Source organism: Streptomyces sp. NPDC107765 (assembly GCF_055657085.1).
This window is the reverse complement of sequence record NZ_JBVKBL010000001.1, coordinates 679,701-699,810: the sequence shown is the minus strand read 5'-3', so window position 1 is coordinate 699,810 and position 20,110 is coordinate 679,701. Positions and strand designations below refer to the sequence as shown.

Here is a 20,110-nt window from a genome sequence, read left to right as displayed (position 1 = left end):
GGACCGACGACATGACGTCTTCGAAGGAAGGCCGCGCCGCGGCCCTGCCGCAGGACCTCCAGGAAGCCCTGCGCCGTCGTCTCGCCGGCAAGGCCGGCGGCCCGGCGGCCGGCGCCCGGCCCGCGATCCCCCGCGCGGACCGGTCCGGGCCGCTGCCGCTGTCCTTCGCCCAGCAGCGGCTGTGGTTCCTCGACCAGCTGCGGCCCGGCGACGCCCGCTACAACAGCGCGGTCGCGCTGCGGCTCACCGGCGGCCTGGACCGGGCCGCGCTCTCCCGGGCGCTGGACGCCGTGGTCGAACGCCACGAGGCACTGCGCACCACGTTCGACGACCACGACGGCCGGCCCGTACAGACCGTGCAGCCTCCGGCCCCGGTGCCGCTGCCGCTGCGGGACCTCGCGGACGAGCCGGACCGCGCGTCCGGGGATGGCGCGGAGACGGCGCTCGACGCGCTGCTGCTCGCCGAGTACTCCCGCCCGTTCGACCTGCGCACCGGGCCGCTCCTGCGCGCCCTGCTGATACGCACCGCCGCCGACCAGCACGTCCTGCTGCTCACCGCGCACCACATCGTCACCGACGGCTGGTCGATGGGCGTGCTGCTGGAGGAACTCTGCACGCTGCACGACGCCTTCGCCGCGGGGGAGCCGCCCGCCCTGGCGCCGGTGGCGACGCAGTACCCCGACTTCGCCGTGTGGCAGCGCGGCCGGCTGTCCGGCGCCCTGCTCCAGGAGCAGCTGTCCTACTGGACCAAGCAACTGGACGGAGCGGTACCGCTGGATCTGCCGCTCGACCACCCCCGCGACGGGGCGGAACCGGCCGGCGGCGCGGTGCACACCTTCCACGTCCCGGCACGGACCACGGCCCGCCTCAGGAAGGTGGCGGCCGACCAGCACACCACCCTCTTCACCGCGCTGATCGCCGGCTGCCAGGCGCTGTTCGCCCGCTGGTCCGGCCAGGACGACATCACCCTCGGATCCCTGACCCCCGGGCGCGGCCGCACCGAACTGGAGCGCGCGGTCGGCTTCTTCGTCAACACGGTCGTGCTGCGCTGCCCCGTCGACACCGCCCGCCCCTACCGCGACCTGCTGGACACCGCGGCCGCCACCGTCCTCGACGCCTTCGCGCACGACGACACCCCCTTCGAACGGCTGGTGGAGGCGGTCGGCACGACCCGGGAAGCCGGCCGCAACCCGCTCTTCGACGTCATGGTCCTGCTCCACCCCGCCCCGCCCGCAGCCGCCGGCCTGCGCGGACTGACCGCCGAGAACGTCACCGTGCCCCGCCGCTCGGCGACCTTCGACCTCAGCGTGGAATTCGTGCCCGACGGGGACGGCCTGACCGGACTGCTGGAGTACCGCACCGACCTCTTCGACGCCCCGACCGTGACGCGGATGGCCGAGCAACTGGTCCTGCTGCTCGACGGGGTGGCCGCCGAACCCGACCGGCCGCTGGGCGAGCTGCCGCTGCTCGCCGCGGACGACCGGCGGCGGCTGACCACCGAGTGGAACGACACCGCCCTGCCCGTCGCCCCCGCCACCTACCCCGGCGTCTTCGAGGACCGGGCCGCCCGCACCCCGCACCACACGGCACTGGTCGCCGGCGGCACCACCCTGGACTACGCCGAACTCAACGCCCGCGCCAACCGGCTCGCCCACCACCTCATCCGCCGGGGCGCCGGCCCCGAACGGCTCGTCGCGCTGCGGCTGCCGCGCACCGCGGACATGATCGTGGCCCTCCTCGCCGTCCTCAAGTCCGGCGCCGGCTACCTGCCCATCGACCCCGAACTGCCCACCGAACGCGTGGAGTTCCTGCTCGCCGACGCCCGGCCGATGCTGGTGCTCGACGAGCCCGCGCTGCGCGCGGTACCCGGCGACATGCCGGCGACGAACCCCACCGACGCCGACCGCCGCACCCCGCTGCACCCCGGCCACACCGCCTACGTCATCTACACCTCCGGCTCGACCGGCCGCCCCAAGGGCGTCGCCGTCGAGCACCGGTCCCTGATGAACCTGCTGGCCGCCCACCGGCACGGCTTCGTCGCCGAGGCCGGCGGCGGACCGCTGCGGGTCGCCCTGACCGCGTCGTTCTCCTTCGACACCTCGCTGGAGGGCGTCCTGCTGATGGCCGACGGCCATCAACTGCACCTCGTCGACGAGACCACCCGGCTCGACCCGGCCGCGCTGGTCGAGTACGTCGTCACCCATCGCCTCGACTTCCTCGACCTCACCCCCTCCTACCTGCGGCAACTGCTGCCCGCAGGACTGCTCGGCGACCCCCGCCACCGGCCCCGGGTGCTGATGCTCGGCGGCGAGGCCGTCGGCCCCGCGCTGTGGCGGGAGCTGGCCGCGCTGCCCGACACCGCCGCGTACAACTTCTACGGCCCCACCGAGTGCACCGTCGACGCACTGGCCGGCCGCATCACCGGCGCCGGACGCCCCGTGGTGGGCCGGCCGCTCGCCAACGTGCGCGCCTACGTCCTCGACGACCGGCTGCAGCCGGTACCGCCCGGCGTCGGCGGCGAGCTGTACCTCGCGGGCGCCCAGGTCGCCCGCGGCTATCTGCACCGCCCCGGCCTGACCGCCGCCCGCTTCACCGCCGACCCCTACGGGCCGCCCGGCAGCCGGATGTACCGCACCGGCGACCTCGCCCGCTGGACGGCCGACGGACGGATCGACTACCTCGGCCGCGCCGACGACCAGGTCAAGATCCGCGGCCACCGCATCGAACCCGGTGAGATCGAGGCGGCCCTGCTGGCCCTGCCGGACGTCGCCGAGGCGGCCGTCCTCGCCGTCGACACCGGCCAGGGCCACGCCCGACTGGCCGCCTACGTGGCGCCCTCGGCCACCGGACGGCCCACCCCGTCCGCCCTGCGCGACGCCCTCGCCCGCACCCTGCCCCGCCACCTGGTGCCCGCCGCCTTCGTCGTCCTCGACGCCCTGCCGCTCAACAGCAGCGGCAAACTGGACCGGCGCGCCCTGCCCGCCCCCGACCTCGACGCGGCCCCGCGCGAGCGGGAGTTCGTCGCACCGCGCACCCCGGCCGAGCGCGAGCTGGCCGCCATCTGGTCCGAGGTCCTCGGCCTCGCCCGGGTGGGCGTGACGGACAACTTCTTCGAGCTGGGTGGCGACTCGATCCTCAGCATCCAGGCGGTCTCCCGGGCCCGCGCCGCCGGCTGGCAGCTGACCTCCCGGGACGTCTTCCGGCACCAGACCGTCGCCGACCTCGCCGCCGCGGTCACCCCGCGCACCGCCCCGGCCACCGCGCCCCGGCCGCAGCACGACGCCGGCCCGGCCCCGCTCACCCCCATCCAGGAGTGGTTCTTCGCCACCCACGGGCCGCAGCGGCACTTCACCATGTCGATGCTGCTCGACCTGCCGCGCGACCTCGACCGGGCCGCCCTGGAACAGGCCCTGCACGCCCTCGCCGCACACCACCCCGCGCTGCGCACCCGCTTCGTCCGCACCGGCGACACCTGGCGCCAGCACCCCGGAGCCCCCGTGGCACCCGGCCTGCTGACCTGCCACGACCTGTCCGGCACCAGCGGCACCGCCCGGGACACCGCCCGCACCGAGGCGGCCGACGCCGCCCGCGCCGCCCTGGACCCGGCCGCCGGCACCCTGCTGCGCGCCGCCCTGTTCCTGCCCGGCCCGGACGAGCGCCCCCAGCTGTTCCTGACGGCCCATCACCTGGCCGTCGACAGCGTCTCCTGGCGCATCCTCCTCGCCGACCTGGAAACCGCGTACCGCCAGGCCGCCGCCGGCCAGCAGGTCCAACTGGAGCCCACCGGCACGCCGTTCACCACCTGGGCGGCCACCCTCGTCCACCATGTCCGGAACGGCGGCCTCGACGACGACCTCGCCTACTGGAGCGCGCAGACCGCCGTACCCCGCACCCCGCTGCCGGTGGACCGCGCCGGCACCCCGGTCGCGGGGTCGATCCGCACCGTGCGTGCCCGCCTCGACCGCGACACCACCGAGGCCCTGCTCCGCCGGGTCCCCGGCGTGTACCGCACCCAGGTCAACGACGTCCTGCTGAGCGCACTGGGCCGGGTCCTCGCCGACTGGACGGGCACCGACCGGGTGACGGTGGCACTGGAGGGCCACGGCCGCGAGGACCTCCCTGCCGAGGGCGACCCGGCCGCCGCCGACGCCCCCGACCTGTCCCGGACCGTCGGCTGGTTCACCACCCAGTACCCGGTCACCCTCACCCCGGCCGGACCGGCGGCCGACCCGGACTGGGGCGGCACGCTCAAGGCGGTCAAGGAACAGCTGCGGGCCGTCCCGCGCCGCGGCCTCGGCTACGAGGCGCTGGCCCGCCTCGGCTCACCCGACCCGGCCGCCCGCGCCCTGCGCGACCGGCCGCTGCCCGAGGTCTGCTTCACCTACCACGGCCAGTGGGAGGCCCCGCAGGACGCCGACTTCGCGCCCGCCGGCCCGGCCCCCGGCCGCGACCTGGCCGCCGACGCGCGGCTCGACCACCTGCTGGACGTCTCCGCCGTAGTGGCCGACGGCGTGCTGGAACTGACCTGGCACTACAGCGACCAGGTGCACCACGAACACACGGTCCGCGAGCTGGCCGACGGCACGGTCCGCGCCCTGGCCGGGATCGTCGCCCACTGCGCCCGGCCCGAGGCCGGCGGCCGCACCCCGTCCGACTTCCCCCTCGCCGGACTGGACCAGGCCGGCCTCGACCGCCTCATCGGCGACGGCCGCGACATCGAAGACCTCTACCCCCTGACGCCCCTCCAGGAGGGCATGCTCTTCCACCGCCTCATCGGCGGGGACGACGGGGCGGGCGGCGGTGGTGACGTCTACCTCGACCAGGCCGCCCTGCTCCTCGACGGGGTGACCGAACCGGAGACCTTCGCCCGGGCCTGGCAGCGGGTGGCCGACCGGACCCCCGTCCTGCGCACCTCCGTCGTCTGGGACGGCGTACCGGCACCGCTCCAGATCGTGCACCGCCGGGCCACCGTGCCGGTCGTCCACCTGGACTGGCGCGACCTTGACGACGCCACCCGCACGGACCGGCTGGCCCGCCTCCGCGCCGACGACCTGGCGCAGGGCCTCGATCTCGGCACCGCACCGCTGATGCGCCTCACCCTCATCCGGCTGCCCGGCGGGCAATTGCGGCTGCTGTGGACCTCGCACCATCTGATCCTGGACGGCTGGAGCCTGGCGCAGGTGCTGACCGAGGTGTGCGAGGAGTATGCCGCCCTCACCACCGGCCGGGACACCACACCGCCGGTCCGCCGCCCCTTCGCCGACCACGTCCGTTGGCTCGCCACCCGCGACGGCCGCGCCGCCGAGGAGCACTGGCGCACGGTCCTCGCCGGCTTCGCCACCCCGACCCCGCTGCCCTGCGACCGCCCGCCGCGCGAGGCCCACCGCGCCCGCTCCGCCGACGTCCTGGCCGCCGGACTGACCCCCGAGCGGTCCCGCGCGCTGGAGGACGCCGCCCGGCGCAGCGGCCTGACCCTCAACACCGTGGTGCAGGGCGCCTGGGCCCTGCTGCTGGCGCGCTACAGCGGGGAGCCGGACGTGGTGTTCGGCACCACCGTCTCCGGCCGCCCCGACGAACTGCCCGGCGTCGAAGCCATGGTGGGCATGTTCATCAACACCCTGCCCACCCGGGTACGCGTCGAAGGACACCGCACGGCCGCCGACTGGCTGCGGGACCTCCAGGACGCCCAGTCCGAGTCCCGCCGCTTCGAGACGGTCTCGCTGGCCCAGCTGACCTCGCTCAGCGACGTACCGGCCGGCACCGCCCTCTTCGACAGCATGGTCGCCTTCGAGAACTACCCCTTCGACGAGGCCCGGACCTCCGGCGCCGGCGTGCGCATCCTGGACGTCTCCTCCCTGGACGCCACCAACTTCCCGCTGGTGCTCCGCGCCCACCACGGCGACCGCCTCGGCTTCGACCTCGCCTACGACCCCGCCCTCTTCGACGAGGACACCGTCCGCTCCCTCGCCGACCGGCTGTGCCTGCTGCTCGACGAGATCGCCGCCGACCCCGAACGGCCGCTGCGCGACCTGGCCTGGACGACCGCCGAGGAACGCCGGCGGATGCTGGTGGACTGGAACGGCTCCGCGCACGGCCGGCCCGACCGGACGCTGGTCGACCTGTTCGAGGCCCAGGCGGCACGCACCCCCGACGCCCCCGCCGTGACCTGCTCGGGCGACACCCTCAGTTACCTCCAACTCAACGACCAGGCCCAGCGGTTGGCGCACCGGCTGGCCGCGTCCGGAGCCGGCCCCGAGCGCTTCGTGGCGCTCGCCCTGCCCCGCTCGACGGACCTGCTCGTGGCGCTCGTGGCGGTGCTCAAGACCGGCGCGGCCTACGTACCCGTCGACCCGGACCTTCCCGGCGACCGCATCGCCCACCTGCTCGCCGACGCCACCCCCGCCCTGCTGGTCACCACCACCGCGGTCGCCGGGCGGCTGGGCGGCAACGCCGTGCCGCGCCTCCTCCTCGACGACCCCGAGGTCCGCGCCGACCTGGCCCGGCGCCCCGCCACCGGCCTCGCGCCGGAGCACCGCCCGCTGCCGGAGAGCCCCGCCTACGTCATCTACACCTCGGGCTCCACCGGCCGGCCCAAGGGCGTGGTCGTCCCGCACGCCAACGTGGTGCGGCTGTTCTCCACCACCCGCGACCGGTTCGGCTTCGACGCGCACGACGTGTGGACCCTGTTCCACTCCTACGCCTTCGACTTCTCCGTGTGGGAGATCTGGGGCGCCCTGCTGCACGGCGGACGCCTGGTCGTCGTCCCGCACGACATCGCCCGGTCCCCGGCGGACCTCCTCCGCCTGCTGGCGGACGAGCGGGTCACCGTGCTCAACCAGACGCCCTCCGCGTTCTACCCGCTGATGCGCGCCGACGCCGAACACCCCGAAATCGGCCGCGAGTTGAATCTCCGCTACGTCATCTTCGGCGGCGAGGCCCTCGACCTCGGCCGGCTCACCGACTGGTACGAGCGGCACCCGGACACCGCCCCGGCCCTGGTCAACATGTACGGCATCACCGAGACCACCGTGCACGTCACCCACGCACCGCTCGACCGCGCCACGGTGACCGGGGCCACCGGCAGCGCCATCGGCTCCGGCCTGCCCGACCTGCGGCTCCATGTGCTCGACGCCGACCTGGCCCCGGTGCCGCCCGGCGCCGTCGGCGAACTGTACGTGGCCGGCGAGGGCCTGGCCCGCGGCTATCTCCACCGCCCCGGCCTGACCGCCGCACGGTTCGTCGCCAACCCCTTCGGGCCGCCCGGCACCCGGATGTACCGCACCGGCGACCGCGTCCGGTGGCGGCGCGACGGCACGCTCACGTACCTGGGCCGGGCCGACCAGCAGGTCAAGATCCGTGGCTTCCGCATCGAACCCGGCGAGATCGAGGCCGCGCTGAACGCCCACCCCGCGATCGGCGCGTCCGTGGTCTCCGTGCGCGAGGACACCCCCGGCGTACGGCGGCTGGTCGCCCATGTCGTCGGCACCGGCCGGCAGGCCCCGCCGTCCGCCGCAGCCCTCCGCGCCCACCTGGAACGGACCCTGCCCGCCCATATGGTCCCCGCGGCCTATGTGGCCCTGGACGCGCTGCCGCTGACCGTCAACGGCAAGCTCGACCACCGGGCGCTGCCCGCCCCCGGCCCGGACGGGTTCGCCGCCGGCGAGCGGCACACCGCCCCGCGCACCGCGGCGGAACGGCTGGTCGCCGGCGTCTGGGCCGAGGTCCTGGACACCGACGAGATCGGCGTCGAGGACAGCTTCTTCGCGCTGGGCGGCGACTCGATCCTCGCCATCCGCGTCACCTCCCGGCTGCGCGCCGCCTTCGGCGTGGACGTCTCGCCGCGGCTGCTGTTCACCCGGCCGACGGTGGCCGCCCTGGCCGCCGCACTGCCCGACCCGGCCGCGGACCGCCGGCCACCGGCCGACCCGATCCCGCCGGCCGACCGCGACAGCGCCCTCCCGCTGTCGTTCGCCCAGCAACGCCTGTGGTTCCTCGACCACTTCGAGCCCGGCAGCACCGAATACCTCACCTTCTTCGTGCTGCGCCTGCGCGGCCGGCTCGACGCGGCCGCACTGCACACCGCCCTGGACGGCCTGGTGGCCCGGCACGAACCGCTGCGCACCACCTTCGCCGAGCAGGACGGCCGCGCCCGCCAGCACGTCCACCCGCCCCGCCCGGTGGACCTGCCGACGCACGACCTGTCCGCCGTACCGGCCGACGCGCGCCCGGGCGCCCTCGACGAACTGCTCACCCACGAGGCCGCCACCCCCTTCGACCTGGGCCGCGGGCCGCTGCTGCGCACCCGGCTGATCCGCCTCGCCGCGGACGAGCACGTACTGACCCTGGCCCTGCACCACATCGTCACCGACGGCTGGTCCACCGCCGTCCTCGGCCGGGACCTGGGCGAGCTGTACGCCGCGGCCCTGCAGGACCGCTGGCCCGACCTGCCCCCGCTGCCCGTCCAGTACGCCGACTACGCCGCCTGGCAACGCGCCCGCTCCGCCGACGCCGAGCAGCAACTCGACTACTGGCGCGAGCAGTTGGCGGACATCACCCCGCTGGAGCTGCCCACCGACCGGCCCCGGCCCGCGGTGCGCACCAAGAACGGCGCACTGCTGGAGTTCTCGCTGCCCGCCGCGCTGACCGAACGGCTGCGGGAGACCGGCCGGCGCGCCGACGCCACCCTCTACATGACCCTGCTCGCGGCCTGCCAGGTCCTCCTCGCCCGCTGGGCCGGCCAGGAGGACATCGCCGTCGGCACCGTGACCGCCGGCCGCGAACGCCCCGAACTGGAGCACCTGGTCGGCATGTTCGTGAACACCCTCGTGCTGCGCAGCCGGGTGCGCGCCGAGGAGCCGTTCGACGCGCTGCTCTCGCGGGTGCGCGGCACCGTGCTGGACGCCTTCGGCCACCAGGACGTGCCGTTCGAGCGGGTCGTCGACGCGCTCCAGCCGGAACGGGACACCAGCCGCACCCCGCTGTTCCAGGTCATGGTCGCCCTGCACAACCTGGGCGGCAGGGCGCCGCAGCTGCCCGGACTGGACGTCGAGACGGTCCAGCCGCCGGTCCGGAACGCCACCTTCGACCTCGGCCTCGACTTCGTCGAGCAGGACGGCGGCGGCCTCACCGCCTTCGTCGAGTACCACACCGACCTGTTCGACCGGGACACCGTCGAGCGGCTGACCGGCCGGCTGCGCCTGCTGCTGGAAGCGGTCGCCGACGACCCCGGGCGCCCGGTGGGCGCTCTGCCGCTGCTGTCCGACGCGGAGCGCCACCAGGTGCTGGAGGAGTGGCAGGGCGCCGCGCTGCCCGTTCCGGACGCCACGTTCCCGGAGCTGTTCGAGGCCCAGGTGGCCCGTACCCCGCACGCCACCGCACTGGTGGCGCGGGACGCCACCCTCGACTTCGCGGAGCTCAACACCCGCGCCAACCGGCTGGCCCACCACCTCATCTCGCTCGGGGTCGGCCCCGAGCGGGTGGTCGCCGTCCAACTCCCGCGCACCACCGAGATGTTCGTGGCCCTGCTGGCCGTCCTCAAGGCCGGCGGCACCCAGCTGTCCGTCGACCCGGAGCTGCCCCCGGACCGGGTGGCGTACCTCCTCGCGGACGCCGCACCGCAGACCGTCCTCACCCCCGACGCGCTGCGCGACGCCCCGCTGGACCGGCAGCCCACCCACAACCCCACCGACGCCGACCGCATCGCCCCGCTGTACCCCGCCCACACCGCCTACCTCACCTACACCTCCGGCTCCACCGGCCGCCCCAAGGGCGTCGCCGTCGAACACCGCCAGCTCGTCAACCTCTGCCACGACCACCGCGAAGGGCTGGTCGTCCCGCACACCACCGACGGCACCCCGCTGCGCGCCGCGCTGAGCGCCGCCTTCTCCTTCGACACCTCCTGGGAGGGCCCGCTGCTGCTGGCCCTCGGACAGCAGGTGCACCTGATCGACGAGGACGTACGGCTCGACCCGGCCGCGTTCGTCGCCGAGATCGCCGCCCACCGCCTGGACTGCCTCAACGTGACGCCGTCCTTCCTGCACGAGCTGCTGGCCGCCGGGCTGTTCACCGCCGACGGCCACCGCCCCCGGATCGTCCTGATCGGCGGCGAGGCCGTCGGCACCGCCGCCTGGCAGCAGCTCCGCGCGCTGCCCGGCGTCACCGCGTACAACATCTACGGCCCCACCGAATGCACCGTCGACGCCGTCTACGGACGCTTCACCGACCACGCCACCCACCCGGTCATCGGACGGCCCGGCCGCAACCTGCGCGCCTACGTGCTCGACGGCGCGCTGCGGCCCGTACCGGTCGGTGTGCCCGGTGAGCTGTACCTGGCCGGCGCGCAGGTCACCCGCGGCTACCGGGGCCGGCCGGGTCTGACCGCCGGGCGCTTCGTCGCCGACCCGTTCGGCCCGCCCGGCACCCGGATGTACCGCACCGGCGACCGTGCCCGTCGGCACTCCGACGGACTCCTGGAATTCCTCGGCCGCACCGACGACCAGGTCAAGATCCGCGGCTTCCGCATCGAGCCCGGCGAGGTCGAGGCGGCCCTCCTCGACCACCCCGAGGTGGGCGACGCCGTCGTCGCGGCCCGCACCCAGGCCGGCCGCACGATGCTGGTGGCCTACGTCGTGCCGAGCGGCACCCGGCAGCCCGCCGCCGACGAACTCCGCGTCCACCTGCGCCGTACGCTGCCCGACTACATGGTCCCCGCGGCCTTCGTCCCGCTCGCGCGGGTGCCCCGGACCAGCAGCGGCAAGACCGACCGGCGCGCCCTGCCCGCACCCCCGCTCCAGCCGGACACCGACACCCCGTACGTGGCCCCGCGCACCGCCACCGAAACCCTGCTCGCCGGCATCTGGGCCGAGGTGCTCGGCACGCCCCGGATCGGCGTCGAGGACAACTTCTTCGCCCTCGGCGGCGACTCGATCCTCAGCATCCAGATCGTCTCGCGGGCCCGCCAGGCCGGACTCGCCCTCACCTCCAAGGACGTCTTCCGCCACCAGACGGTCGCCGAACTCGCCCTGCGCACCGGCTCGGTGGCCGCCCCGCCGGCCGAGGCCGCCCCGCCGGCCGGACCGGCGCCGCTCACGCCCATCCAGCGCTGGTACCTCGACGGCCGCCGGCCCGGCGACCGGCTGCACTTCACGATGACCCAGCGGCTGGAACTGGCCCGCGGCACCGACCCGGAGGCCCTGCGCCGCGCCGTCGACGCCCTGATCGCCCACCACCCGGCACTGCGCACCCGGTTCCGCCACACCGACGGCACCTGGCACCAGGAGGTGCTGCCCGCCGCACCCGGGGACGTCTTCGCGCACCACGACCTGACCGGCCTCGACGACCGCGCGCAGGAGGACGCCGTCCAGCGCGCGGCCACCGACGCCCAGACCTCCCTGGACCCCACCGAGGGCCGCGTGGTGCGCGCCCTCCTCTTCGACCGCGGCCCCGTACGTCCGCCCCAACTCCTGCTCACCGCACACCACTTGGTGATCGACGGGGTGTCCTGGCGCATCCTGCTGGCCGACCTGGAGGCCGCCTACCGCACCACCTCCGCCGGCCGCCCGGCCGCCCTGCCCCCGGCGAGCACCGGCTACACACAGTGGGCCGACCGCCTGCAACGGCACACCCGCTCCGGCGCCTTCGCGGGCGACCTGCCGTACTGGACCCGGGTCTGCGGCACGCCCCACACCCTCCCCGTCGACCGGCCCGACACCCAACCGCAGGGCGCCGCCGCCACCGTGACCGTCCACCTGGGCCGGGACGCGACCGACGCCCTGCTGCGCCAGGTACCGGACGTCTACCGCACCCAGGTCAACGACGTGCTGCTCAGCGCCCTCGGCCGCACCCTGAGCCGCTGGAGCGGCCGGGACACCGTCCTCCTCGGCATCGAGGGCCACGGCCGCGAGGACCTCTTCGACGACCTGGACCTGTCCCGCACCGTCGGCTGGTTCACCGCGGAATTCCCGCTCGCCCTGACCGTCGACCCGGACGCCGACTGGCGCGACACCGTCCGGTCCGTCAAGGAACAACTGCGGGCCGTCCCGCGGCGCGGACTGAGCTACGGCGCGCTGCGCCACCTCGCCCCGGACGCCCCGCTGCCCGCCGCGCCCCGGCCGCGCATCGGCTTCAACTACCACGGCCGGTGGGACGTCGCCGCCGCGGACCGGCCGGCGGACGACGGGCTCTACCGCGCCGCCCTGCCGCCCGCCGGACAGGACACCGACCCCGCCGAGGAACGCGCCTATCTGCTGGACGTGACCGGCGTGGTCCAGGACGGCCGGCTCGAACTGGGCTGGACCTACCCGCCCGCCGTCTACGACGAGTCCACCGTGCGCCGCCTCGCCGAGGACACCCTCGCGGCGCTGGCCGAGATCGTCGCGCACTGCGCCCGCCCGGACACCGGCGGCCGCACCCCCTCCGACTTCCCGCTCGCCGGACTCGACCAGCACCAGGTGGACCTGCTCGCCGGCGACGGCCGCGACGTGGCGGACATCCATCCGCTGACCCCGCTCCAGGCCGGCATGCTCTTCCACCAACTCGTCGACGACGCAGGCGCCTACTTCGACCAGATGGCGGTCCGGATCGCCGGCATCGCCGACCCGGACGCCTTCGCCGCGGCCTGGCAGCGGGTCGCCGACCACACCCCGGCCCTGCGCAGCAGCGTCCACTGGCACGGCCTGCCACACCCCGTCCAGGTCGTCCACCGGCACGCCGTGCTGCCCGTCACCCACCACGACTGGCGGGGGCTGACGCCCGGCGAACGCGACCGGGCGCTGGAGAAGCTGCTCGCCGAGGAACGCGCCACCGGCGTGGACCTCACCCGCGCCCCGCTCAGCCGGATCGCGGTGGCCGCGCTCCCCGGCGACGAGATCGTCCTGGTGTGGTCCTCGCACCACCTGATGCTCGACGGGTGGAGCACCGGCCAGATCTTCACCGACGTGTGCGCGCAGTACGCCGCCGCGGCCCGCGGCGCCACCGTCCGCCCGCCGGCCCGCCGCCCGTTCCGGGACTTCCTCCAGTGGCTGGCGGACCAGGACGAGGAGCAGGCCGAGCGGCACTGGGCCGAAGCACTGGCCGGCTGCACCGCCCGCACCCCGCTGCCGTACGACCGGCGGCCCACCGAGGCGCACCGCGCCCGGGCGACCGACAGCGTCGCCGTCGAACTGACCCCCGAGGTCTCCGACCGGCTGCGCACCATGGCCAAACGCCACGGGCTCACCGTCAACACCGTCGTCCAGGGCGCCTGGGCGCTGCTGCTGGCCCGCTCCGGCGGCCGCCGCGACGTGGTGTTCGGCACCACCGTCTCCGGCCGCCCGGCCGAGCTCGCCGGTGTGGCGTCCATGGTCGGCATGTTCATCAACACCGTCCCGACCCGGGCCCGGATCGACGGCGCCCGGACCGTACCGGACTGGCTGCGCGACCTCCAGGAGCAGCAGAGCGACTCCCGCCGCTACGACTTCGTCTCCCTCGCCCGCATCCAGGCACTGAGCGAACTGCCCGCGGGAGAGCCGCTGTTCGACAGCATGGTGGTCTTCGAGAACTATCCCTTCGACGAGACCGCCGCGGCCGGCGCCGGCATCCGCATCACCGACGTGCGCGCCGACGACGCCCCCACCTTCCCGCTGTGCCTGCGCGCCTACCTCGCCGACCGCCTCGGCTTCGGCCTCGCCTACGACCCGGCGCTGTTCGACCGCACCACCGTGGAACGCACCGCGGACCGGCTGCGGGCCCTGCTCACCGCCGTCGCCGACGGCACCGCCCGCACCGTGGACGACCTCGACCCGCTCACCGACGCCGACCGCGCACTGCTGCACCGGTGGAACACCCCGGCACGCCAGGCGCCGGCCGGTTCACCGGTGGCCGGCTTCGCCGAGCAGGTGCGCCGCACCCCGGACGCCCTCGCCGTCACCGACCACGAACAGGAGGTGACGTACCGTCAACTCGACGACTGGGCGGACAAGGTGGCCCATCGTCTGCGTGCCGCGGGGCTGCCCGCCGAGGGCCGGGTGGCGCTGCTCATGGAGCGTTCGGTGGCGCTGGTCGTCGCCCAGCTCGCGGTCCTCAAGGTCGGCGGCGCCTACGTCCCGGTGGACGTCCGCGCCCCCGAGGAGCGCCGCCGCACCCTGCTCCGGCAGGCGGGGGTCACGGTGCAGCTGACCGACCGGGACGTGACCGACGCCCGCACCGACGGCCCGGCCGGCCCACCGCCGGCACCGGCCACCGACCCCGACCGCCTCGCCTACGTGATGTTCACCTCCGGATCGACCGGTGAGCCCAAGGCCGTCGGCGTGCGCCACCGCGACGTGGCCGCGCTCGCCACCGACAGCCGCTTCCAGGGCCCCGTCTGCGCGCGGGTTCTGCTGCACTCTCCGGTGGCGTTCGACGCCGCCACCTTCGAGGTCTGGGCGCCGCTGCTGAACGGCGGCCGCATCGTGGTCGCCCCGCCGGGCGCCGTCGACGCGGCCCTGCTGCGGCGGCTGGCCGGCGGGGGAGAGGTGACCGCGCTGTGGCTGACGGCCGGGCTGTTCCGGCTCCTCGCGCAGGACGCGCCGGACTGCTTCGCGGGGCTCGGCCAGGTGTGGACCGGCGGCGACGTGGTCCCGGCCGCGGCCGTGCGCCGGGTCCTCGACGCCTGCCCCGGCCTGACCGTCGTGGACGGCTACGGCCCGACCGAGACCACCACCTTCGCCACCGCCCACGCCATGACCGACGCCGCCGCGGTAGCCGACCCGGTGCCCATCGGACGGCCGCTCGACGACATGCGGGTGCACGTCCTCGACGCCCGGCTGCGGCCCGTACCGCCCGGCACGGCCGGCGAGCTCTACCTGGCCGGCGAGGGCGTCGCCCGCGGCTATCTCGGCCGGCCGGGAGCGACCGCCGAACGCTTCGTCGCCGACCCGTCCGGCCCGCCCGGAGCCCGCATGTACCGCACCGGCGACCTCGCCCGACGGCACCCCAACGGCACCGTCGAGTTCCTCGGCCGCGCCGACGACCAGGTCAAGATCCGCGGCTTCCGCGTCGAACCCGGCGAGGTCGAGGGCGCCCTCGCCGCCCACCCGGCCGTCGCGGACGTGGCCGTGGTGGCCCGCGAAGGACGGTCCGGCGCGAAACAGCTCGTCGCCTACGTGGTCGGACACGACGGACTCGACCCCGACGCGCTGCACGCCCACGCCCGCCGCACCCTGCCCGACTACCTCGTGCCCACCGCCGTCGTCCCGCTGGATGCCCTGCCGCTGAGCACCAACGGCAAGGTCGACCGGGCTGCCCTGCCGGCGCCCGACGCCGCCACCGGCCGGGCGGAAGCCGTCGCACCGCGCACCGACGCCGAACGCCGCACCGCCGCCATCTGGGCCGACGTCCTCGGCGTGCCCGAGGTCGGCGTGACGGACGACTTCTTCGCCCTCGGCGGCGACTCCATCCTCAGCATCCGGCTCACCTCGCGGCTGGCCGAGGCGTTCGGCACCGAGCTGACCCCGCGGGCGGTGTTCGCCCACCCGACCCCGGCCGCCCTCGCCGCCCTGCTCACCGCGCCCGAACAGCCCACCGGCCGGCCGGGCCCCGCCCTGGTCCCGGTCGGCCGCGACACCCCGCTGCCGCAGTCCTTCGCCCAGCAACGCCTGTGGTTCCTGGACTCGTTCGCGCCGGAGAGCACCGAGTACCTCACCCCGCTCGCACTGCGGCTGCGCGGCCGGCTGGACACCACCGCGCTCGCCGCCGCGCTGACCGCACTGGCGGCCCGGCACGAGTCGCTGCGCACCACCTTCGACTCCGTCGACGGCCAGGGCGTCCAGATCGTCCACCCGCCGCAGGACGTCCCGCTGCCGCTGCACGACCTGACGGAACTGCCGCCCGGCGACCGCCCGGCGCGGCTGGCGCAGCTGCTCGCCGACGAGCGCACCCGCCCCTTCGACCTGCGCCGCGGGCCCCTGCTGCGGGCCGGGCTGATCCGGCTCGCGGACGACCACCACGTCCTGACCCTGACCCTGCACCACATCGTCACCGACGGCTGGTCGACCGGGATCCTCACCGGCGACCTGGCCCACCTCTACCGCGCCGCGCTGACCGGCACCCCGGCCACGCTGCCGCCACTGCCCGTGCAGTACGCCGACGTCGCCCAGTGGCAGCGCACCGCGCTCACCGGCCCGGCCGCCGAGGACCAACTGCGCTGGTGGAAGGAGCGGCTGACCGGCATCGAACCGCTCCAACTGCCCACCGACCGGCCCCGGCCGCCGGTCCGCACCCGGCACGGCGCCACGACCGGACTCGTCCTGCCGCCGGAAACCGCCCGCCGGCTCACCGAGTTCGGCCGGAGCCGGCAGACCACCCTGTTCATGACCCTCGTCGCCGCGGTCCAGACGCTCCTCGCCCGGCTCTCCGGACAGCGGGACATCGCCGTCGGCACCGTCACCTCGGGCCGCGAACGCCCGGAGACCCAGCGGCTGATCGGCTTCTTCGTCAACACCCTGGTGCTGCGGTCCACCGTCGAACCGGAGCGGTCCTTCCCGGACTTCCTCGCCGAGGTCCGCGACACCGTGCTGGACGCCTTCGCGCACCAGGACGTGCCGTTCGAGCGGGTGGTGGACGAGGTCCAGCCGGACCGCGACACCAGCCGCACCCCGCTCTTCCAGGCCATGGTGGTGCTGCAGAACGCCCCGGGCGCACCGATGGACCTGCCCGGCCTCCAGGTCAGCGACATCGAGCCCGAGCGGGAAGAGGCGCCCTTCGACGTCACCCTGGAGTTCGCCGAGGCGGATTCCGGCGCCCTGCACGGGCTGCTCACCTACCACACCGACCTGTTCGACGCGGACACCGCACACCGGATGGCCGACCAGCTCACCACCCTGCTCACCGCCCTCGCCGACGATCCCGAACGTCCCCTCGGCGCGCTCCCGCTGGCGCCCGCCGAGGACCTGCGGCGCCTGCTCACCGACCGGCACGGCGACGCCCCCCAGGTCCCGCCGGCCACCCTGCCCGAGCTGTTCGCCCGGCAGGTCACCCGGCGCCCCGACGCCCCCGCCGTCGCCGACGGCGACCGCGTGCTGACCTACGCCGAGCTGGACACCGCCGCCAACCGCCTCGCCCACCGGCTGATCTCCCGCGGGGTCGGCCCCGAGCGCCTGGTCGCGCTGGCGCTGCCACGCGGATGCGACATGGTCGTGGCGCAACTGGCGGTGGCGAAGGCCGGCGGCGCGTTCCTGCCCGTCGACCCCGCCTACCCGGCCGAACGACGGGAGTTCATGGTCCGCGACTCCGCGGCGGCCCTGGTCCTCGACGACCCGGCGGACGTGTGGTGCCCCGACGGCCCCACCACCGCCCCCACCGACGCGGACCGCCTCGCCGCCCTCGCCACCGACCACCCCGCCTACGTCATCTACACCTCCGGCTCCACCGGCACCCCCAAGGCCGTGGTCGTCACGCACACCGGACTCGCCGGCTTCGCCGCTGCCGCCGCCGACCGCTACGACGTCCACCCCGGCGACCGGGTCCTCCAGTTCGCCTCGCCCAGCTTCGACGCCTCCGTCCTGGAGCTGTGCATCTCCCTGCTCGCCGGCGCCACCCTGATCGCGGGGGAGGAGGGACCGCTGGTCGGCGACCGGCTCGCCCAGGTGCTCGCCGACCGGCGGATCACCCACACCCTGATCCCGCCCGCCGCACTCGCCACCGTCCCGCCCGAAACCGCACGCGCCCTCCCGGACCTGCGCACCCTCATCGTCGGCGCCGAGGCCTGCCCGGCCGACCTCGTCGACCACTGGGCCCCGGGCCGCCGCATGATCAACTCCTACGGCCCCACCGAAGCCACCGTGGTGGCCACCTGGACCGGCCCCCTCACCCCCGGAGCGGGCGCCCCGCCCATCGGCCGCCCCATCGACGGCACCCGCGTCTACGTCCTGGACGGCGCCCTGCGCCCCGTACCGGTCGGCGTCACCGGCGAGCTGTACGTGGCCGGCGCCGGACTCGCCCGCGGCTACCTGGCCCGCCCCGGACTGACCGCCGCCCGCTTCCCGGCCGACCCCTACGGCCCGCCCGGCAGCCGGATGTACCGCACCGGAGACCTGGTGCGGTGGGGCGCCGACGGCCAACTGCGCTACGCCGGACGCACCGACGACCAGGTCAAGGTCCGCGGCTACCGCATCGAACCCGGCGAGATCGAAAGCGCACTGCGGCGCGCCCCGCAGGTCCGGGACGCCGCTGTCGTGGTCCGCACCAGCGGCACCTCGGGCGCCGAGCCCCCCGCCCCCGGCCGGCTGGTCGCCTACGTCGTCCCCACCGACGGGCCACCGGAGGCCCTGGACGTCCAGGAACTGCGCACCGGCCTCGCCCACACCCTCCCGCCCCACATGGTGCCGTCGGTGTTCGTCCCGCTGACGGAGCTGCCGCTGACCCCCAACGGCAAGACCGACCGCCGGGCCCTTCCCGCACCCGCCCCGTCCACCGTCCCCACCGCCCACCACGTCGCTCCGCGCACGGACACCGAACGCCGCATCGCCCGGATCTGGGCCGAGGTCCTCGGCCTCGACACCGTGGGCGCCGACGACAACTTCTTCGCCCTCGGCGGCGACTCCATCCTCAGCATGCAGGTCGTCTCACGACTGCGCCGCACCGGACTGCACCTCGCGACCAAGGACCTGTTCACCCATCAAACGGTCGCCGAACTCGCCACCGTGGTGACCACCGGACCCGACCGGACCGACGACGGCCCGGTCACCGGCGACCTGCCCCTCACCCCCATCCAGCACTGGTTCCTGACCACCCCCCGCGCCAACCACCACCACTTCAACCAGTCCGCCCTGCTCGAACTCGACGGCGCACCCGACCCCACCGCACTGGAAACGGCACTCACCGCACTCCTCACCCACCACGACGCCCTCCGCCTGCGCTTCACCGAACAGGACGGCCGCTGGCACCAGCACAACCCGCCCCCGCCCGCCGCCCCGGACCGCCTCCTCTCCCACCACGACCTGACCGGCCTCACCCCCGACCGGACCGACACCGTCCTCCGCACCACCGCCGACACCCTGCACACCGGCTTCGACATCGGCCGCGGCCCGCTGCTCCGCGCCGCACTCTTCACCGGCGGCCAGGACCGGCCCGCCTATCTGCTCCTGGTGGCCCACCACCTCGTCATCGACGCGGTGTCCTGGCGGATCCTCCTGGACGACCTGGACACCGCCTACCACCAGGCCGCCCAGGGCCACCCGGTCACGCTCGGCGCCCGCACCACCTCCTTCCGCGACTGGGCACGCGGCCTCGCCGCACACGTCGCCGCGGGCGCCCTGGACCACGAACTCCCGTACTGGGAAGAGGCATTGGCCTCCGCCCCGCTCCCCGTGGACCACACCCCGGAGCCCGCCGGCGCCGCCGAAACCAGGACCCTGACCCTCAGCCTGGACGAGCCCGACACCACCGCACTCCTCCGGGCCGCCCCCACCGCCTACCGCACCCGCATCAACGACGTCCTGCTCGCCGCCCTCGCCCTCGCCCTGGCCCGCTGGACCGACCGGGACCGGGTCTCCGTGGACCTCGAAGGGCACGGCCGGGAGGACGTCCTGGACGGCGTCGACCTCTCCCGCACCGTCGGCTGGTTCACCACCGTCCATCCGGTCGGCCTGCACATCCCCGACCGCGCCGACCTCGGCCCCACCCGGGACTGGCGCGCCCTGGTCAAGTCGGTCCGACGGCAACTGCGCACCGTCCCCGGCAACGGCCTCGGCTTCGGCGCCCTGCGCACCTACGGCACCCCGGACATCCGACGACGCCTGGAGCGCACCGGACACGGCCAACTCGTCTTCAACTACCTTGGCCAATGGGACTCCCGCCGCACGGGCAGCGACACCGGCGGCGGCCTGATCCGCACCGAACACGGCAGCTTCGGCCAGGACCACGACCCCCGAGACCCCGGCTCCCACCTCCTGGAGGCGGTCGGTGCCGTCCAGAACGGCCGCCTCACCTTCACCTGGCACTACCGCCCCGACACCCACGAGGAGACCACCGTCCGCGCTGTCGCCGAGGACTTCACCGAGGCCCTCCACCAGATAGCCCGGCACGCCCGTAACAGCCTCTGAACCGCACCCACCGGCAGAATCCTTCAACCCACCTCAACTCAGCTCACCAC

Annotated in this window: 1 protein-coding gene; it reads left to right on the top strand. The window is 75.2% G+C overall.

Going from position 1 to position 20,110, the window contains the following annotated elements; genetic code table 11:
- Window positions 1–11: 11 nt before the first annotated feature.
- Entirely contained in the window at window positions 12–20,060 is a 20,049-nt protein-coding gene (locus tag ACZ7MX_RS03275; protein WP_472128825.1) for a non-ribosomal peptide synthase/polyketide synthase, read from the top strand.
- Window positions 20,061–20,110 lie beyond the last annotated feature (50 nt).